This window comes from Frigoribacterium sp. Leaf186 (assembly GCF_001423905.1).
Lineage (GTDB): Bacteria > Actinomycetota > Actinomycetes > Actinomycetales > Microbacteriaceae > Frigoribacterium.
The window spans coordinates 26,248-43,185 of sequence record NZ_LMPQ01000006.1; the positions used below are offsets into that span (position 1 = coordinate 26,248).

At 64.8% G+C, this 16,938-nt stretch carries 10 protein-coding genes and 1 tRNA gene; 5 read left to right on the forward strand and 6 right to left on the reverse strand.

Features of this window, described 5'->3' with window-relative positions; all coding sequences use genetic code 11:
• Positions 1–24: 24 nt before the first annotated feature.
• The 3 genes from ASG05_RS05540 to ASG05_RS05550 form a co-directional block, all read right to left on the reverse strand.
• Positions 25–981 (reverse strand): ABC transporter permease, encoded by a 957-nt coding sequence (locus tag ASG05_RS05540; protein WP_056258808.1) that lies wholly within the window; start codon positions 979–981, stop codon positions 25–27.
• 113 nt (positions 982–1,094) lie between these two features.
• Positions 1,095–2,156 (reverse strand): aliphatic sulfonate ABC transporter substrate-binding protein, encoded by a 1,062-nt coding sequence (locus ASG05_RS05545; RefSeq protein ID WP_056258586.1) that lies wholly within the window; start codon positions 2,154–2,156, stop codon positions 1,095–1,097.
• Positions 2,153–3,235 (reverse strand): ABC transporter ATP-binding protein, encoded by a 1,083-nt coding sequence (locus ASG05_RS05550; RefSeq protein ID WP_082486472.1) that lies wholly within the window; start codon positions 3,233–3,235, stop codon positions 2,153–2,155. The genes ASG05_RS05545 and ASG05_RS05550 overlap by 4 nt, the downstream gene beginning before the upstream one ends.
• Before the next feature lie 178 nt (positions 3,236–3,413).
• On the opposite strand from ASG05_RS05550, the gene ASG05_RS05555 reads away from it, so the two are divergent.
• Positions 3,414–3,490 (forward strand) — tRNA-Pro (locus ASG05_RS05555).
• Between the two features lie 765 nt (positions 3,491–4,255).
• Here the strand turns inward: ASG05_RS05555 and ASG05_RS05560 are convergent.
• A complete protein-coding gene (locus ASG05_RS05560; RefSeq protein ID WP_056258589.1) occupies positions 4,256–4,561 on the reverse strand; it encodes a hypothetical protein in 306 nt (101 codons plus the stop codon).
• A gap of 33 nt (positions 4,562–4,594) precedes the next feature.
• On the opposite strand from ASG05_RS05560, the gene ASG05_RS05565 reads away from it, so the two are divergent.
• Positions 4,595–5,287 (forward strand): hypothetical protein, encoded by a 693-nt coding sequence (locus ASG05_RS05565; RefSeq protein WP_157490082.1) that lies wholly within the window; start codon positions 4,595–4,597, stop codon positions 5,285–5,287.
• 706 nt (positions 5,288–5,993) lie between these two features.
• Here ASG05_RS05565 and ASG05_RS15750 read toward each other — a convergent pair.
• Entirely contained in the window at positions 5,994–7,304 is a 1,311-nt protein-coding gene (locus ASG05_RS15750) for a DNA cytosine methyltransferase (protein WP_082486473.1), read from the reverse strand.
• A 61-nt stretch (positions 7,305–7,365) separates the two neighbouring features.
• Positions 7,366–8,316 (reverse strand): NaeI family type II restriction endonuclease, encoded by a 951-nt coding sequence (locus tag ASG05_RS05570; protein WP_157490083.1) that lies wholly within the window; start codon positions 8,314–8,316, stop codon positions 7,366–7,368.
• Positions 8,317–8,498: 182 nt separating this feature from the next.
• Between ASG05_RS05570 and ASG05_RS05575 the strand changes: the two genes are divergently transcribed.
• Genes ASG05_RS05575 through ASG05_RS05585 form a run of 3 tightly spaced genes read left to right on the forward strand, consistent with a single transcriptional unit; the run spans position 8,499 to position 16,931 of the window.
• On the forward strand, positions 8,499–10,541 hold the full coding sequence (locus ASG05_RS05575) for a hypothetical protein (RefSeq protein WP_056258597.1): 2,043 nt from the start codon (positions 8,499–8,501) through the stop codon (positions 10,539–10,541).
• Entirely contained in the window at positions 10,534–11,487 is a 954-nt protein-coding gene (locus ASG05_RS16210) for a hypothetical protein (RefSeq protein WP_157490084.1), read from the forward strand. The genes ASG05_RS05575 and ASG05_RS16210 overlap by 8 nt, the downstream gene beginning before the upstream one ends.
• A complete protein-coding gene (locus tag ASG05_RS05585) occupies positions 11,484–16,931 on the forward strand; it encodes a DEAD/DEAH box helicase (RefSeq protein ID WP_056258604.1) in 5,448 nt (1,815 codons plus the stop codon). The genes ASG05_RS16210 and ASG05_RS05585 overlap by 4 nt, the downstream gene beginning before the upstream one ends.
• Positions 16,932–16,938 lie beyond the last annotated feature (7 nt).

The following is a 16,938-nucleotide window of genomic DNA, read 5'->3' on the forward strand; positions in this document are numbered from 1 at the left end:
TGAGTTGCAGGGGGCGGCGTCGACCTACCGCCAGCGGCGGAGCGCGACGCGCTGCACCACGTTCAGCACGGTGTCGCTCAGCGTCCCGAGCAGGGCCAGCAGCACGATGGCGAGGAAGATCCGGTCGACGCGTCCGTTCGACTGCGACTCGGTCAGCAAGAAGCCGAGGCCCATCGACGACGCGATCAGCTCAGCCGCGACCAAGAACAGCCACGCCTGCGCCAACGCCAGCCGCAGCCCCGACACGAGCGACGGCAGCACGGCCGGCAGCTGCACCCGGGTGAAGAGCGACACCCGGCGCAGGCCGTAGGCGCGTCCGGCCTCGACGAGCTGCGGGTCGACGTGCCGCAGCGACCCCGCGACCGTGGTGAACACGGGGAACGCCGCGCCGATCGCGATCAGCGTCACCTTGCTGTCCTCGCCGATGCCGAGGTACAGGATCAGCAGCGGCACCCAGGCCAGCGACGGCACAGCCCGCACGGCCGCGATCGACGGCGCGAGCAGGGCCTCGCCCACCCGCGACAAGCCGACCACAGCTCCGACGACGAGCCCGATGACCGAGCCGACCACGAACCCGATCAGCACCCGCTGCACCGAGATGGCGACGTAGAGGCCGAGCTGGCCCGTCGCGGCGAGGTCGACGCCGGCCCGCACGACGTCGGCGGGGGAGGGCAGGCGGTACGAGGGGACTCCTCCGACGGTGGTGGCGAGCACCCAGGCAGCGAGCACGGCGGCGGGCACCAGCATCCCGAGCAGGGCCAGGCGGCGGGGAGCAGGGGCGCCCGGGGCTCCCGGGCGGCGTGGTGCGGGCGACCCGGACGAGGAGGCGCGGCGTCCGTCGTCGGCGACCCGCGCCTCCTGCGACCCGGACGGGGAGGCGCGGTGCGCGTCGGACGCGACCCGCGCCTCCTGCGGTCCGGACGGGGAGGCGCGGTGCGCGTCGGACGCGACCCGCGCCTCCTCAAGGGGGGTGCCGGTCACGGCGTGGGTGACATCGCCGCGCCAGGTGCCGTCGACGACGGTGCCCGTGCCGCGCGTCGCCTCGTCACGGACGACCTGGCGGGCGTCGGCCTCGCGACCGCTCGGGTTCTCGCTCATGAGGTGACGGACTGGGCGTAGCTGTCGTCGAAGAGCGAGTCGAGGGCGGCGTCGACGTCGTCCTGCGAGGGGACGTCGCCCGACTCGACGAGGATCGGGCCGACGGTCTCGAGGACGGCGCGCTGGTCGGCTCCGGGGGCGGGGTCGATGTCGAGGTGGGTGCGGTCGATCACCGTGGAGGCGACGGCGGGGTCGATGCCGGCGGCCTCGGCGAGGATGTCGGCCGTCTCGTCGGGGTTGTCGATCGCCCAGGCGCGGGCCTTCTCGTACGAGTCGACGACGACCTGGGCGACGTCGGGCGAGGCGTCGAGGAACGACTCGGTCGCGTTGAGGAACCCGTAGCTGTTGAAGTCGACGTTGCGGTAGATCAGCTTGGTGCCCGACTCCGCCTGGCTCGCGGCCATGATCGGGTCGAGGCCCGACCAGGCGTCGACGCTGCCGTTCTCCAGGGCGGCGCGTCCGTCGGCGTGCTGCAGGTTCTGGATCGTCACGTCGGACGCGCTGAGCCCGGCCTGGTCGAGCGCCTGCAGCAGGAAGAAGTACGGGTCGGTGCCGCTGGTCGCGGCGACGGTCTTGCCGCGGAGGCCCTCGACGTCGGTGATGCTCGAGTCGCCCGGGACGACGAGCGCCGACCACTCGGGCTGCGAGTACACGTCGATCGTCTTGATGGGGGAGCCGTTCGAGCGGGCGAGCAGCGCCGCCGAGCCAGCGGTCGAGCCGACGTCGACCGCCCCGGCACGCAGCAGCTCGTTGGCCTTGTTCGAGCCGGCCGACTGGGTCCAGTTGACGGTGACTCCGTCGCCGAGGGCATCCTCGAGGTAGCCCTGGCTCTTCACGACGAGGCTGAGCGGGTTGTAGGTCGCGAAGTCGATGTCGAGGGTGTCGGTCGACCACTCGCCGTCGCTCGCGCCGCTGCCGCCAGCCGCCTGGGCGGCGCCGGTGTCGGCGTCCTCGCCCGCGACGCAGCCGGTGAGGAGCAGGGCGCTCGCCGCGGCGAGGGCGAGACCGCCGGCCCAGGAGGCGCGGGTGCGGGTGGTGGGGAGGGTGCGGAAGGTCATCGGTTCGTCTCCGTGCTGTCGGGGGCGGTGCGGTGGTTTGTGGGGGCGGGTGCGGTCGGGGTGCCGGTGAGGTCGCCGGGGGCGGCCGTGGTGCCGGTGCGGCCGAGGGGCGCGGGCGCGGAGGTCGCGGCGCTGGCGGTCAGCGTGCTGGTGGTCGAGTTGCCGGCGTGGACGCGGTGGACGCCGAGGTCGGCGAGCAGCTGGAGCCGCAGCTCGGCCAGGGCGGGGTCGTCGCGGTCGCGGGGTCGGTCGCCGGGCACGGTGACGATGCGCTGGATGCTGGGGGCTCCCGCTGCGGTGTCGGCGTGCGCCGCGCCTCCTGCGGTGGCGTCGGCGGTGCCCGTGGCGCCGGCGGGCTGTGACTTCGGCTGCTGCTGCGAGAGGTCGGCGAGGACGACGATGCGGTCGGCGAGGTAGAGGGCTTCGTCGACGTCGTGGGTGACGAGCAGGACGGTGGTGGGTTCGGCGCGGTGGATGTCGAGCAGCAGGTCGTGCATGCGGAGGCGGGTGAGGGCGTCGAGGGCTCCGAACGGTTCGTCGAGCAGCAGCACCTTGGGGGCCCGGGCGAGGGCGCGGGCGAGGGAGGTGCGTTGGGCCATGCCGCCGGACACCTGGCGGGGGCGGAGGCCGGCCGAGCTGCCGAGTCCGACGAGGTCGAGCAGTTCGGTGATGCGGGCCCGGCCGGCGGCCTTGTCGGTCGGTTTGCTCTCGCCTGCCTCGGCGCGCTCGCTGCGCTTGCTGCGCCCGCCGGCCTTCGGCAGGCCGAGTTCGACGTTCTGGCGGAGGGTGCGCCAGGGCAGGAGGCGCGGCTCCTGGAACGCGATGGCGCAGCGTTGGTCGGTGGGCCGGGTGGGGGAGTCGTCGATGTCGACGGTGCCGGAGTCGGGCTGGTCGAGGCCGCCCACCTGGCGCAGCAGGGTCGACTTGCCGCAGCCGGAGGGGCCGACGATGGCGATGATCTCGCCGGCCGTCACGTTGAGGTCGAGGGCGTTCAGGACGGGGCGCTCGCCGAAGTGCCTCCCGACGCCGCGCAGACGGATCGGCAGAGCCGAGGAGGCGCGGGTCGTCGAGGTGGGCATGTCACGACGCTAGGTGCGTGCGCGGTCTGCCGGGGCGGCGGGTGTAACGGGGCGAAACACTCCGTTCGGTCCGCCCTGACTGGCTCGGTCTCAGGCACACCCATTCATCGGCTATAGTTGTGGGGTTGCCTCGGTCGGGGCAACACCAAGACTCGGGTTGCCTTTCGAACCCGGATCTCGGGCTGTGGCGCAGCTTGGTAGCGCACTTGACTGGGGGTCAAGGGGTCGCAGGTTCAAATCCTGTCAGCCCGACCATTTATGCGATCTAATTGTCTGCGAAAATTTCCATTCTCGAGGTAGGTGCTACCTGGTCAGAATTGCAGGGGCTATTGACATCGCATCGTGAGTTCAAACCCCAACCGGTATCGCCAGGTAAGAACCCCGCGAGACTCGTTTATACAGGGGTCTCGGAGACCTCTCGCGCAAAGAGCTGTCACAGCGCCCTGGGCTCGTGGCTACCGCGGCCACACGTCCGAGTGCCGAGCCGGGCTTGAGGTCCGCGGCCGTGGTGATCTTCGGGTCGGCGTTGAGGATGAATAACCGGCCGCGCATGGCCAGGCCCAGGACGTGGGCCACCTCGCGCAGGTTGTCTTCGACCAAGTCCGCGCACGTCAGCCGCTAGCCGTCGGCGACCATGAACTGCATAGGGCCCCTTGACAGTCCGCTGTCCTGCATCGCATTACTCAGCGCTGCGGGCCTGTTGCCGCGCAGCGGCTCGGTAAGCATCGAAGCGTCGTCACAGATGCCGCCCGTCTCGCGGCCGTGGAAGTACCTCGTCGGGTAGCGCATCGCGTTCGTCTCTTTCGTTAGCCTCCTTGGAGAGCCCGTTAGCCTCCTCGGAGATGCGGTTGGCTGCCGCCGCGATCTCGTTCGCCCGGCGGGCGTCGCGCCGCGCCAGACCTGACACGATGAGACCGATCACGCCGGTGATGAGCCGACGCCACCAACGCATAGCCCTACGACGGCCTATGCATTCATGCCCCAACCCAACTGAGTGCCACCGACGATGCTCCTGGCCGGCTACATGACGGTGACGACGTCGACCTCGACGGCCTTGCTGATGTCCGCAGAGATGACCTGCTCTTTCGCGATCGACGGGACGCTCGAGGGCCCTTTCAGGAGGCCAAGGAATGCCTGGTATTGGGCATGGTTGTGGCTGGCCATCGCGGCAAGCGTCGCTACCGCCGTGAGGCCCTCGGGTGACGCGTCCGGGTTGGTCGAAAGCTCTCCGAGGGCAGCCAAGAAGTCATACACCGCCGTGCACAGCTCCCCGCTGACCGTGTGGCCTTCACCCATTTTGCTGCCGACGGTGAAAGCGGCAAGCACCGAGGAGTCGTGACGTGCGCTCGTAATGAGACCGTGGCGGACTCTCCGAAATTAGACATCAAATCCATCGTCAGTGAGGGCCTGACGCAGGCGTTGAATTCTCAGCAGGCCGTCGCGGCATCAAATGTGGCAAGGCTGCGGCGGGTGCATCCGGACAAGTCGCCAGCCGAACTCATTTCCTACCTGAACAAGGCCTATCTTGGTGCTGTCACTTTGACTGGCGCTGCCGCTGGCGCTGCAGCCATCGTTCCGAACATCGTGGTTCAGGTGCCAGCCGCTGTCGGAGATCTGCTGAGCTTTCTGGAGGCGTCGGTCCTCTACATACTCTCCATTGCCGAGGTGCACAGTGTGCACCTCGAGGATGCAGAGAAGCGGAAGCTGCTCGTGATGACCGTGCTAATCGGGGACACTGCGGCAGCACGCGTATTTGATGGGCTGATCGAGAAGACGGTGCCCTACTGGGGTAAGCTCATCGTCGAAAAAATACCAATGGCTGCCATTGATCGGGCGAACAAGATCCTCGGACCCCGCTTCATCACAAAGTACGGGACCAAGCAGGGCACACTCGTCTTGGGCAAGCAGGTCCCGGCCGCCATCGGCGTCGCAATTGGAGCAGGTGGTAACCACATCTTCGGCTGGGGCACCATCAGAGCCGCGAGGCGCATCCTCGGACCGCCTCCCGACGCGTGGCCCTTGCCTGTGGGTGATAAGCCGACTGCCGGATAAGCGAAACAGGCTCCGCAGACGTAGCGCATGTCCTCAGTTGCGCTTCATGCTGTGACCTCGATTGCCGAGAGCGAGCTTCCAGAATGACTCGCACCAGAGGTTTCTTGGGTTCGGGTGAGCATTGCAATACCGTCGCCATTGGCGAGCGTTGCAGACGGGATTGAGACAGACACAGAGTGCCATGGAGGCACGGTCACGGGAGCTAATTCCCTTAGGCTCCCGCCGCTGCTTAGCGGCCTTGGACTTACTCGCCCGTTTGGAGGCCCCAAACCCGCCCCTTAGAGCTTCGAGGCAACCAGGCCTTTTCGTTACTAAGTATCCGATCCCACCTGCCATTACGACGCGTCGAGTCCATGATCCCCGAACTCCGCGCCATCAAATAAACTGCGCCCACCGTGCATCTCAAGGCGGACGGCAGTCACTTTTGACCGCGTCGACTATACGAATCGGAGCCTAAAAGAGCACATTTCATACCGACTCGAGCCGTGGCAAGGCCTTGCAACCCGGTACGAGAAACCCGCCATTCTCGTCCGAGCCGCCGTCACCCCCAAAGACGTCGTTGCTTGACCGTCGTTTAGGAGACAGACGCCAGGGCTCATGGTAGGACCCGAACAATGCATCGAGGACGTCCGACGACCGAGACTGCAGCTACGGGAGACGCATGTGTACATAGTCCTGATGGACGGGCATTCTCCGGCCGGAATCCTCAGCTAATCTTCGAGCGCCGCCGGTGCGAGGCGAATGCCTCGTGACGAGCATGATCCTCCTGACCGCGGAACGCACGCCAGTCGCCAAGTCGGTAAGTCGGCACGCTCCCACGTTGACGTACATCAATCTCAAAATCCTTGCTAAGGAACTCGATGCGGCGTCGGATTTCGGCGTCATCTAGGGTGCCTCCCAAAGCCTTACGAACCCAGGCAATGGATACGTGGCCGTCCTGCTCGCGCAATGCCCGGTAGACCTCGTCGTGGTACTGGAGGATTGCTCCGTGCTCTCCAGCAGGCTGTCCGTCTTTTCGAAGGGCCGATGCGATCGCGGATCCGATTGCACGCGCCACAGGCGGCGGAAAAGCGTTTCCAATCTGACGGTAGGTCGACGTCTTACGACCCTTACCGTCGGCAAAGTCCCACTCGTACTCAGGCCCGTGCCACCCTTGAATGCGCGCCAGCATTTCGTTGGTGAGCTTTGGAACAAAATCGAAAGGAGCATCAGGGCCGGGGGCCGCGTCGGCAACCCCAAGGCCATCGACTCCGAGTGATCGCCACTCGCGCTTGGCGCGAGTCGGACCGAGATCAGGACCACCATGTTTTTTTGACCCGCCAACGATGGTCGGCGCAATTCGGGCCGCGTTTCTAGCCCATGCCTCCGCCCCTGGCCAGCCGTTCGCCGCCATTAGTTCGTAGAGCGCGGCGCCGACGGTGTGTACTACGGGAATTGGCTCAGGCCAGGCGAAGTACGGCGCGAACTCATCGCGTAGTGCGACGAGGATGAACCGTGGACGCAGCTGCGGAACCCCAAAGTCCTTTGCCTCAAGTAGTCGCCAGTCAGCGCGGTAGCCCAGCTCGGAGAAACGGTCAAGAACAGCTTGGCGGTAGCCGGCAAATCGAGGCATTGACAGACCCCGGACGTTCTCTAGTAAGACAGCGTCTGGCTTCATCTGGCCTGCAGCCTCGACGGCCCAAGCGAAGAGGTCACGCTCATCGGAGGAACCTAGTTGCTTACCTGCGATCGAGAACGGGGGGCAGGGCACTCCACCTGCGAGCAATGACACATCACGGTGATCCCTGGGGTCCCACACCGATAGATCTGCGACGTCACCGACTGCGACTACCGGCTCTGCGTTGCCTTCCTCAGCCGCTAGTCGTGAGAGGTTGCGCTTGAGCGTGGCGGCCGCGTCGCGATCGAGTTCGACCGCGAGAGTGTGCTGGAAGCCCGCCAGATGAAGGCCCAGGCTCTGCCCACCGGCGCCGGCGCATATCTCGATTGCCGTTAGTTTGCGCTCACTGCCGTCAGTCATTCGACCATTTTCGCATCCGCCGCCGACATTTAGAGCGCGCACGCCGACAGGCCCTTCTCGACTAGGCGCGGCCTCGCCGCTCTCCATACCAGGCCGGGCTGAACCCCTTACGGGTCTCGGCAGTCGCTGCACTCAGCAGTATCCCTGTGGGCCCGTGAGCGACTCGCCCGTTCCCTCCGGCTGATGGAGGTGACACGTACCCCGCAACGTATTCGGTTCTTCTCGGGACAGGAAGGCCCAGCTGCCGTGCGGCATCCCTCTGCCAGTCATAAGCGCCACCCAAGATCACGATGCCCTCCGAAGCGAGGGGGTCTCGCGAGCCGCTCTGCCCACCACGTACGCGACGAGTCACATCGAGCTGCGCTGCGGCCGTAGCCACGGCCGCACGGCCGACGACCTGCCCGACAGTGCGGCGGAAGAGTTCCGACACCCGCGACGTGCCGGCCCCGGCGGCAAGAACCGCCGTGACGTCCTCGGCCGGCATCTGCAGCAGGGTGTTGGGCGGAAGGTCGGCGTCCTTCTGGAGCCATTTGATTGCTGACCTTCCAGCTGCGGACAGTGTGCGCTTGGCGTCCCGGTTGCTGCCGCCATTGAGCAGGTTTTCGGACGCCCGAACGACACCTAGCGAGAATTTCGAGCGCGCATCGCTGGCTGTAATGACCATGCACAACTCGCCGACAGCTTCAGGAGGGAGCATCCAGCCGCCGACGGACTGGCTGTACTTGGCATCCACCTCGTGACCACTGATGCTGTAATCCAATTTGCGCCCATCGGCATACTTAAACTGTCGCTGAAGGTTGATCTCAATTAGCGTGCCGAAGTGAGTCTTTTCGGTCTTGAATAGCTGGTCCCACCGGTAACGCTGCGTCCGCACGCCGTCGTAGAGCTGGTCGAAGGTGTCACGGAGGACCTGGCCCGTCGACTGGGCACCCGGATCGAGCCTGCGCAGCTCGAGCACCACGGCGTCTCGTGCGGGGTCGGCCTGCATATCCATTCGGGAGTCAAGGGGCACCCGACGACATTAGCGTGAAGTAGCTTTAGTAAGGCAGAAGTGCTGTTATGAAGGTGCGGGCTTGCCGTGCGGCCTGATTCAGAATCACACCGGCAGCCCCGTAGCCGAAGACATCGACCGATTAGGATCTAGAACGTTCGCTGCACAATCGTAGGTATGGTGTGTCCTGGGGAGGCCGACGCATGAGCGATGACCGCTACTTATGGTGGCAGAACGCGCTTGCTAGCGAGTTCCTCAAGGCGCAGGACGGTCCCCTCGTGGTGTTCATCGACGACGATGTCCTGCGCATGATTGCGCCTGGGATGGACGACCCCGCCGCTGACCTTGCACAGGCGGTTCGGGACGCGAGCTCGCTCACGCCGGGCGGATATTTCAGCCGGGTCGCGAGGGCGCGAAGAGCGTGGACGCTCCACGACCGTGACGCGCCGCCACCCGTACTCCCGGTGCTAGCTATAACCGTGCTCGCAGCGACTCGCATGCGCTCTGACGGGCAGGTGCTCTCGACGAACTACTACCGACGTCTCGCCGAGTCGATTGAGCCAGGGGCGAATGATATGCGCGTGGCGCAGCTGAAAGCTGAGGTCGGTGGGACTGCGTTCCTGGACGTCGTCGACATGTGGTGCACCCTCGACGAGTGGATCGGCGAACAGGACGGCCGCGTCGGCGTATCAACCATTCGAAGCCACGAGAGGCTTACGCGAATTGGATACCCGCAATCGCAGGCTCTGCTCACTAGGAGTGACCGGGCTGAACTCACACGATTCTTTGATGCTCTCAGCATCGGCGAGGTGGGCCTTCCGGACGAAAAATCCATGCTCCGGGCGCTGGAGGTCTGGACGTCAGCCAGCTCGAATCGCCTCGGGGACACTTTTATGGCAGCCCTCAACAGCGCAGAGACGAGGGGGCTCATTGCTGCCGTCGTACTCGCGTGCGCGGCTGCATGGGACGGCCGGGTCATTACGAAAGACGGCCGACGTCGAATCGCCATCCGATTGGGTATCGACCTGGAAGAGTGGACGACCACATGGTTATTTCCAGTTCAGCAGGGATCGTCCGAACCAATTCTTCTCGGCGGCCATCTCGCAACAGAGGCACCCGTTTCCCTTGTCAGCAATCCGCCTTCGAGCTACTACGTTTCGGAGAACGCACCGGCCGTAAGCGGCGACCGCCTAGCACGGGGTCTTCGTCTGCAGGGGGCTGCGTACGCCGCCGAGTTTTCAAAAGCGGAAGTAATCATCTTCGCTCGCGACGCCGACACGGGCGGATGGTCCTCCACCTCGGGTATCACCCCGTTCGAAACTCATTTAATTGCTGTGGCGGCGGCCGAGTTGTCAGCTGTCTCGCGCGTGCTCACCGCTGCTGCCGAGAAGGGGTGGATGGCGAGAAGGCAAGGGGCTCGGCCACTACTAGCCGGATTCGTCCTTTACGAGGGCGTCCGGTTCACCGACGACGCAGCGCTGCAAAAGGCACTTAGCGACGAGCCCGGGCTGCGAGCGCTTGGCGTCGCCCCCACGCTCGTCCCGCGCGCGAGATTCGTCCGTGGCCTCCCGCTGGACCGTGAGTTCGCACACGGCCATTACTTGCTGGGTGGTGAGCCGGACCTTCTACTGCCTACCGACGAAGAACCCAATCTGGTCGTCCTCTCGCTTGGTGGCAAGGAGGAAATCGTCACCTCGAACGGCTTCCCATTCGAAATGAGACGCTTTCCCAGCCCCAAAGGCGCGACGGAGATTATCGCGGACGGACAGAAGATCATATTCACGCTCCTCGACGAGTCGGTAGTTGATGCGACGCCGAAGGGTACGGCCACGCTTGGCTGGGATAAGGACGGGAACCTGTCAGCGGCGACCAGCGCTCCCAACGTCATAGGGGCCGTCGTCAGCGAGACATTTGTAGCCATATCGGTCATGTGCCGCCGCGGTCGCGACGAGACCTGGCTACTGCTGGACGGCGGTGCAGCACAGCCCGTTGCCGAACCCACCCCACCGGTCTTCACGAACGGAGCTGGCTTTCTGTTCGCGTCACAGTACTTCGAGGCACCGGCGCCGGAGGCCGCGCAGTGGCTCGCGCAGCGAAGCGGAACGAACTGGTACCTGAGTCGACTGGGCCCGGGAGACCCGCAGATGGTCAAGGCTGCGTTCGATGTCCTCGCCACGTGGGCGCGGAGGCCCGAGCCTTCAGGGCCGACGCTTTGGCAGATGCAGCTGAGACTTGCCCATGGATGAGACCATCGGCGACCTTCTTCTACGTTGGATGAGTGAGGTGGGTGCGGGGACGACCGCCGATGTGCGCGCGCGCATCGAATGGATTGCCCGCACGGCAAACATCGAGCCCCGTTCCTACACCAGTGGCCGCTGGCTCCGTGACCTCTCGTCTCTCGGTCACTGCGAAGTCGACTGGGATAGGGGGTATTGGTCGATCGCTCCGGCAGCACTTGTCCGGCTCCCCTCGGCGGGCGGGCTGGCGGTCATCGCGGGCGCTCGCCGACCCCGCATGATGCGTGCGCTTGAAGACTTGTGCGGTTGGCTTCCCCCGGCGCGGCGCGAACCCCCCGCTGCTGAGGTGCCGCTACCCACGACATTTTATGTTCCTTTCACGCGAGAATCTGACCTGGTCGATGTTGCGGAAGCGGCAGGCATGACCTATTCCGGACATTCAGCCGAACGTATTGCACGCGCCCTTTCTTCCGCCTTCCCGAGGGTTCCGACGGGGCCACCTGCCTTCGGGGCCCAGCTCAAGCGGCTGGAGGCGATGCATCCGCGGGACTGGCAACTTGTCAGGGCTACCCAGGTAAACCCGCCGGATGGCTTGTACTCCGAGCAGGTCAACGGCAAGACGAGGCACATCACGCGCCGTGGTGGCGAATGGTTTGCGTGCGACCTGTCCACGGGTACTTTCGCGGAACTTGCGCGTCGGCACGAGTCGGCGCTGCGATGGCGCCCCGACGTCGGCCGGGAGACTGCGGGCACGGGCATGCTCTTCTTGGATTGGGGTGCTCCGCTTCCTCCACTGCACAGCCGGGCGCTCGTCCTCTGCACCGGCCTCCCTCCGAGATTCGGAACCACCGCTACCACCGCCATCTACGAGAACGTGCCCCGCGGCGTCGCGGCGCACGTGTGTACTTCCCTCGGCCAGTCGCTGGTCATCGAAGAAAGGCCTGCCATTTCATGAATGCCCCTGCTCCTCGTCACCTCGACGCCGTCAAGACCTTCGAGCACCTGCGTGAGGCGTACTTCAAGTACTACAACACCCCATTCGGGCTGTCTGATCCGAGCCTTCAGGCGGAACGTCAGATGTTGCTCGACCGCGATGGCGGCGTCTTCCGTGAGCCCCTTCTGGAACTACGCCCCGAATACAACGGCACTGGACGCTCCCTCGCGGGGTCGGTGCTCGCTGCAGGGGCGGCCCCCGAGCTAGCTGAGTTTGCGTCGCGCGGCCTCCTCAGGGGCGTGCCCGGCCTCCATGGTCACCAGGAAGCGGCGCTGACTGCTGGCGTGACCGCCGGTAAGAACATGGTCATCACCGCCGGCACCGGCTCGGGCAAGACCGAGTCGTTCATGCTCCCGCTGATGTCGTCACTGCTGGAAGAGTCCCGTACGTGGAACGGCTCCTCGAGTCTCGGTTCGCGATGGTGGGACAGCGCGAGACCCTCCTTCGTTACCCAACGGCAGTCCGACTCCGGGCGGGCCGCGGTCCGCGCCATCGTCCTTTACCCAATGAATGCCCTCGTGGATGACCAGCTCATCCGTCTCCGACGTGCGCTCGACAGCGATGAAGTCCGCGCATGGCTAGACGAGCACCGGAACGGGCACCGGTTTTACTTTGGCCGCTACACCGGGGCAACCCCTGTGACCGGGACGCGCACAAATGGCTTGAGGGTGCGGGAGCTCGCCAAGTATCTCCAAGCCACCGAAGCGCGTGGCGACCGCGCGCGTGAGCTCGCCGGCCAGCTCGGAGACGACGACCTCCAGTACTTCGTACCCCGTCTCGACGGCGCGGAGATGCGCTCGCGATGGGACATGGTGGACGCGCCGCCGGACATCCTCATCACTAACTACTCGATGCTCAATGTGATGCTGCTCCGCGACCGCGACACGAACTTCTTCGAGTCCACCCGCAGATGGCTCAAGAATCCCGCGAACCGCTTCACCCTCGTCGTCGATGAGCTCCATACATACCGTGGCACCGCAGGGAGCGAAGTTGCCTACCTCCTCCGACGCCTCAAGCGTCGCCTCGGGCTCGACGAGCACCCCGAGCAGTTCCGGGTGCTGGCTGCGTCAGCTTCCCTCGACGCCCAGCGAGACCAGGACTACCTTCACCAGTTTTTCGATGCCAAGCCGGGCACGTTTGAGTTCATTGAGGGCACAAATAAAGTGCCCTCCTCGCAGAGTCCCGTGTCGACGAAGGACCCGGCGGCGATAGCCGCACTTCCAGCGGGTGAGGCGGCGGTGGAGGCGCGCGCAGCCGGAGTGGTGGAATCTTTGCGGACCGCACTCCACGCTGACAAAGGGGGCGCGAAACGTCTCGGTGACGTCGCGTCCGCCATGTTCCCCGATGCGGAGCCTGACGTGTCGCGTGCCGCAGTCGCGCGAGTCCTTGAGGGTCTTGCGGCTGAGCCGGAGGAGTCCGACCCTAAGCTGCGCGCGCACCTATTTTTCCGCAACGTCGCCGGCATGTGGGCCTGTTCAGACCCCGCGTGCTCTGCAGTTACAGACCCGTCTCCCGGCCGAACCATTGGGAAGCTCCACGCCGAGCCCGCAACGCGTTGCGAGTGTGGGGCGCGCGTGCTCGAGCTCCTCTACTGCCAGAACTGCGGCGATGTCTTCCTAGGCGGGTTCGCGCCAGAGGGCGAACTTCAGCAGCAGGGCGTGAAGACGATGCTCCTCGCTGATGTCCCGGAGCTGGCGAAACTCCCCGACCAGGTCAGCCTTCAGCGCACCGCCGACAACTACATCGTCTACTGGCCGCGCGACGAGAAGAATCTCGACGCCCTCGACGCGCGTACCTGGACCCGCGATAACCAGGCCGTCGAGTATTCGTTCCGACCGAGCAAACTGAACCCGGGTTCCGGAGAGCTCAAGAACGACTCGACCGGTCACACCGGTTGGAGCTTCCACGCGAAAGTCGCGCGGAACAGCCGCACCGGAGAACTAAAGCGCGAGATGGAGACGGTGAGCCCCTTCCCGACGCAGTGTCCCGCATGTGGAGACGACTGGGAGCAGCAGTACGCGGGGCCCGAGCGTCTCAAGCCGAAGGACCCTCGAACGCAGCGCTCGCCCATCCGGGCCATGCGCACCGGTTTTGAGAAGATCAACCAGGTTTTGACGACCGAGCTGGCTAACGACCTGAGTGAACGAGAACGCAAGCTCATCGTCTTCACCGATAGCCGTCAGGATGCCGCGAAGCTGTCCGCAGGCCTAGGGCTAAGGCACTACCAGGACCTCCTCCGACAGCTCATGTATCTGCGGCTGAAGGAGGCAGGCGACCCCGCGTCCGATGTCGCGCTCGCCCGTGAGTACCTAGCGGAGGGTTTGAGGACCCCCAACCGGTGGGAAGCAGTCGCTCGGCTGCGTGAGCGGGACTCGGGCAGCTTGAACGTCCTAAGGGACATCTGGGAAGGCGTGCCAGGCGCGGACCCCACTGCTGAGCCAGCCCTTGTGGCTGGCCTGTCGAATGGGCTCACCCTGAGCGAGCTTTCGGCGCTCGTCTCCCTTGACTTGCTCGACCTGGGGATGAACCCCGGTGGTCCTCACGCAAGCCTGCGGGAGCGTGGCGGAGACAGCTGGTCGTCGCTTTTCAACTGGAACGTGAAGCCGGTCGTGCCGCGTAGCGGACTCTCCGCCGGCGGGCAGTCACTCATCGAAGACATCGGCGCATCCCTCGAGAGTGAAATTTTGGAGGGCTTGTATGCCGGCGGCGGCCGCGACTTCGAGACCACCGGTCTCGGCTGGCTCACCCTCGCAGATGACGTCGCCCCCGCGGACGCCCCGGGAACAAGCAGCAACGCGGAAGCGAGGTCTGCCCTTCGCATTCTTGCGGACCAGCGACGATTTAAGAAGATCCGTGCCGTCCGCAGCGAACCCACCTCGCGACTTCGCAAGTTCTGGAAGAAGGTCGCCGACGAGAGGCAAGGCGACTCGGACGTACTACGTCACGACGCGCTGAGCCGCTTCGGAAGCGCGGTTGTCGACTACCTCATTGACCCTTCTAGGGTATCTATTCGACTCAGCGACGGACGTGCATGGACGTGCGGGACGTGCCGTCGTCAGCACCTGACGACTGGTAACGGGTATTGCACGAAATGCACACGGAAGCTTCCGACTGAGTCCAGCGGAGTCGTCAATGAAACGGACTACTACGCATGGAAGGCGATGAGCGACGACGGAAGGTTCAGGCTGAACACAGCCGAACTAACCGGTCAGACCGACCGGGTTGACGCGCAGAATCGGCAGGCCCGGTTCCAGGGCGTGTTCCTGGCAGGCGACGAAAACGAGAAGACAGACGCCGTCGACCTGCTCTCCGTCACGACCACCATGGAGGCGGGCGTCGATATCGGGTCACTCTCGGCCGTGGTACTAGGCAACATGCCACCAACCAGGTTCAACTACCAGCAGCGTGTGGGGCGTGCGGGCCGACGGGGCTCCCCGGTTGCGATCGCACTGACAATCTGCCGTGGCCGCAGCCACGACGAGTATTACTTCGAACGCCCCGCCCGCATCACCAACGAACCCACACCCAAGCCTTACCTCACTCTGAACCGTCCTGAGCTTTTCGACCGCTCCCTACGTAGCGAGATATTGCGGCTCGCATCGGCAAACTACCTATCCGCCGCCGACGGGGACGACCTGTCTTCAAATGTGCACGGAGAGTTCGGCAAGACCAGCGATTGGGACTTGACCATCCGGCCGCGGCTTGTGACGTGGATTGACGGCAACCGAGAAGTCGTGAGTGACCTCGCCACCGCGCTTAGCTCGAGCACGCCACTTTACGAATCAGCTGCGGAACGGGCCGTCGCCGTTCTCGACACGCTGGTTGCCGACATCGCGTCTGCGGTATCAACACCGAAGCACGATGACCTCAGTCAACTGCTCGCGGAAGCCGGCTTGCTGCCGATGTTCGGCTTCCCGACGTCCGTGCGTTACCTATACCTAAGCCGTCCGCTTTCGTCGAATCCGTGGCCGCCGAAGGACGTAATTGACCGTGACCTGAGTGTGGCGGTCAGCGCGTTCGCACCCCTAAGTGAGGTCGTCCGAGATGGCAAGGTCTACCCAGTCGTCGGCATCACCGAGTTCAAGCCTGGGGGCGCCGGTGCACCTGAGCCGGTTGCCGGGCCGTTGGGGAATGCGACTGCGCTCTTCATTTGCCGCACCTGCTCTTACCTCGGTGACGAGCGTGCTGGCGACGACACTGACACATGCCCACGATGTGGCGCGGGGCCTGCTTATTTCAGTGAGATTCCTCTTCGGGAACCGCTCGGATTCCGTAGCGGGTTCGCCACTGACTTCGATGGGAACTTCTCGTGGTCACCGCGGGCGATGGCGGCTCGTGCCATGGCCGACCCTAAAAAGCTTGCCAAGTCGGCATTTGGTCGAGCGCTGGTATTGGCAGGACCGGCCGACCGGTATGTCATTAACGACAACGGCGGGCACTTGTTTGCTCTTCAGAAGGCAGCCTCGAGCACTAACAACTCGACCGCAAGGAACTGGGGTGGATATGTTTCGGTGCAAGCAATCGAGCAGGAGCTGATTCCCGCCTCGTACGGTTCCGGCGACGTTGAGCACGTTGCTCTCGGGGCTGTGCAGCACACCGATTTCCTGTTCATCGGTTCTGTCGCCCCAACTGACCGGAGCCGGGGAGTGCGGCTTAACCTCGTATCAGGGATTCATCAGCCCAATTCGGCGCCCGACGTCACCGAGGGCCGCCGCGCAGGGTGGTACTCGCTCGCTTTCTTGCTGAGGACGGTGGCTGCGACCGAGCTCGACATCTTGCCCCTCGAGCTCAATGCCGGCATCTACTCTGGCGTGACGGCAACCGGTGAGCCGACCGTTCAGGCGTTCCTGGCGGACACACTCGAGAACGGCGCTGGCTTCAGCACGCACCTTGGGTCGGAGCAGTTCCTCCCACAATTCCTTGATGCAATCGAGAGGCACCTCGGCGAACTAGAAACTTACGACCACCCACAGACGTGTAACTCGTCGTGCTACCGGTGTCTGCGTGACTACGGAAACATGGCCTACCACGCTCTGCTGGACTGGCGCCTGGCAAGGGACCTCTTCGGGCTGCTCCGCTATGGCCAACTTCACGTCGACCGTTCGGAAGAGGCGAAAGCGCTGAGCCGGTGGGCGGAGTCGTTCGGCGCGACGGTCCTCGACTTCCGGGACGCGTCAGCCGCAGTGATAGATACACCGCAGTATGGCAAATTCGGGGTGGTTCTTCGCCACCCGTTCGAAGGCTCCGACGCAGATGTGATGTCCGAGCGCCTGGCCGACGTTGCGGCAGACATCGAAGCGACTCAAGACTGTGACGGCGTCGTATTCGTGGACTCGTTCACAATTGACCGTGACCCAAGACGCGTCCTTCAGCTCATCGCCGCTGCGGCGCAGGCTTCCCAGTGACGTCGGG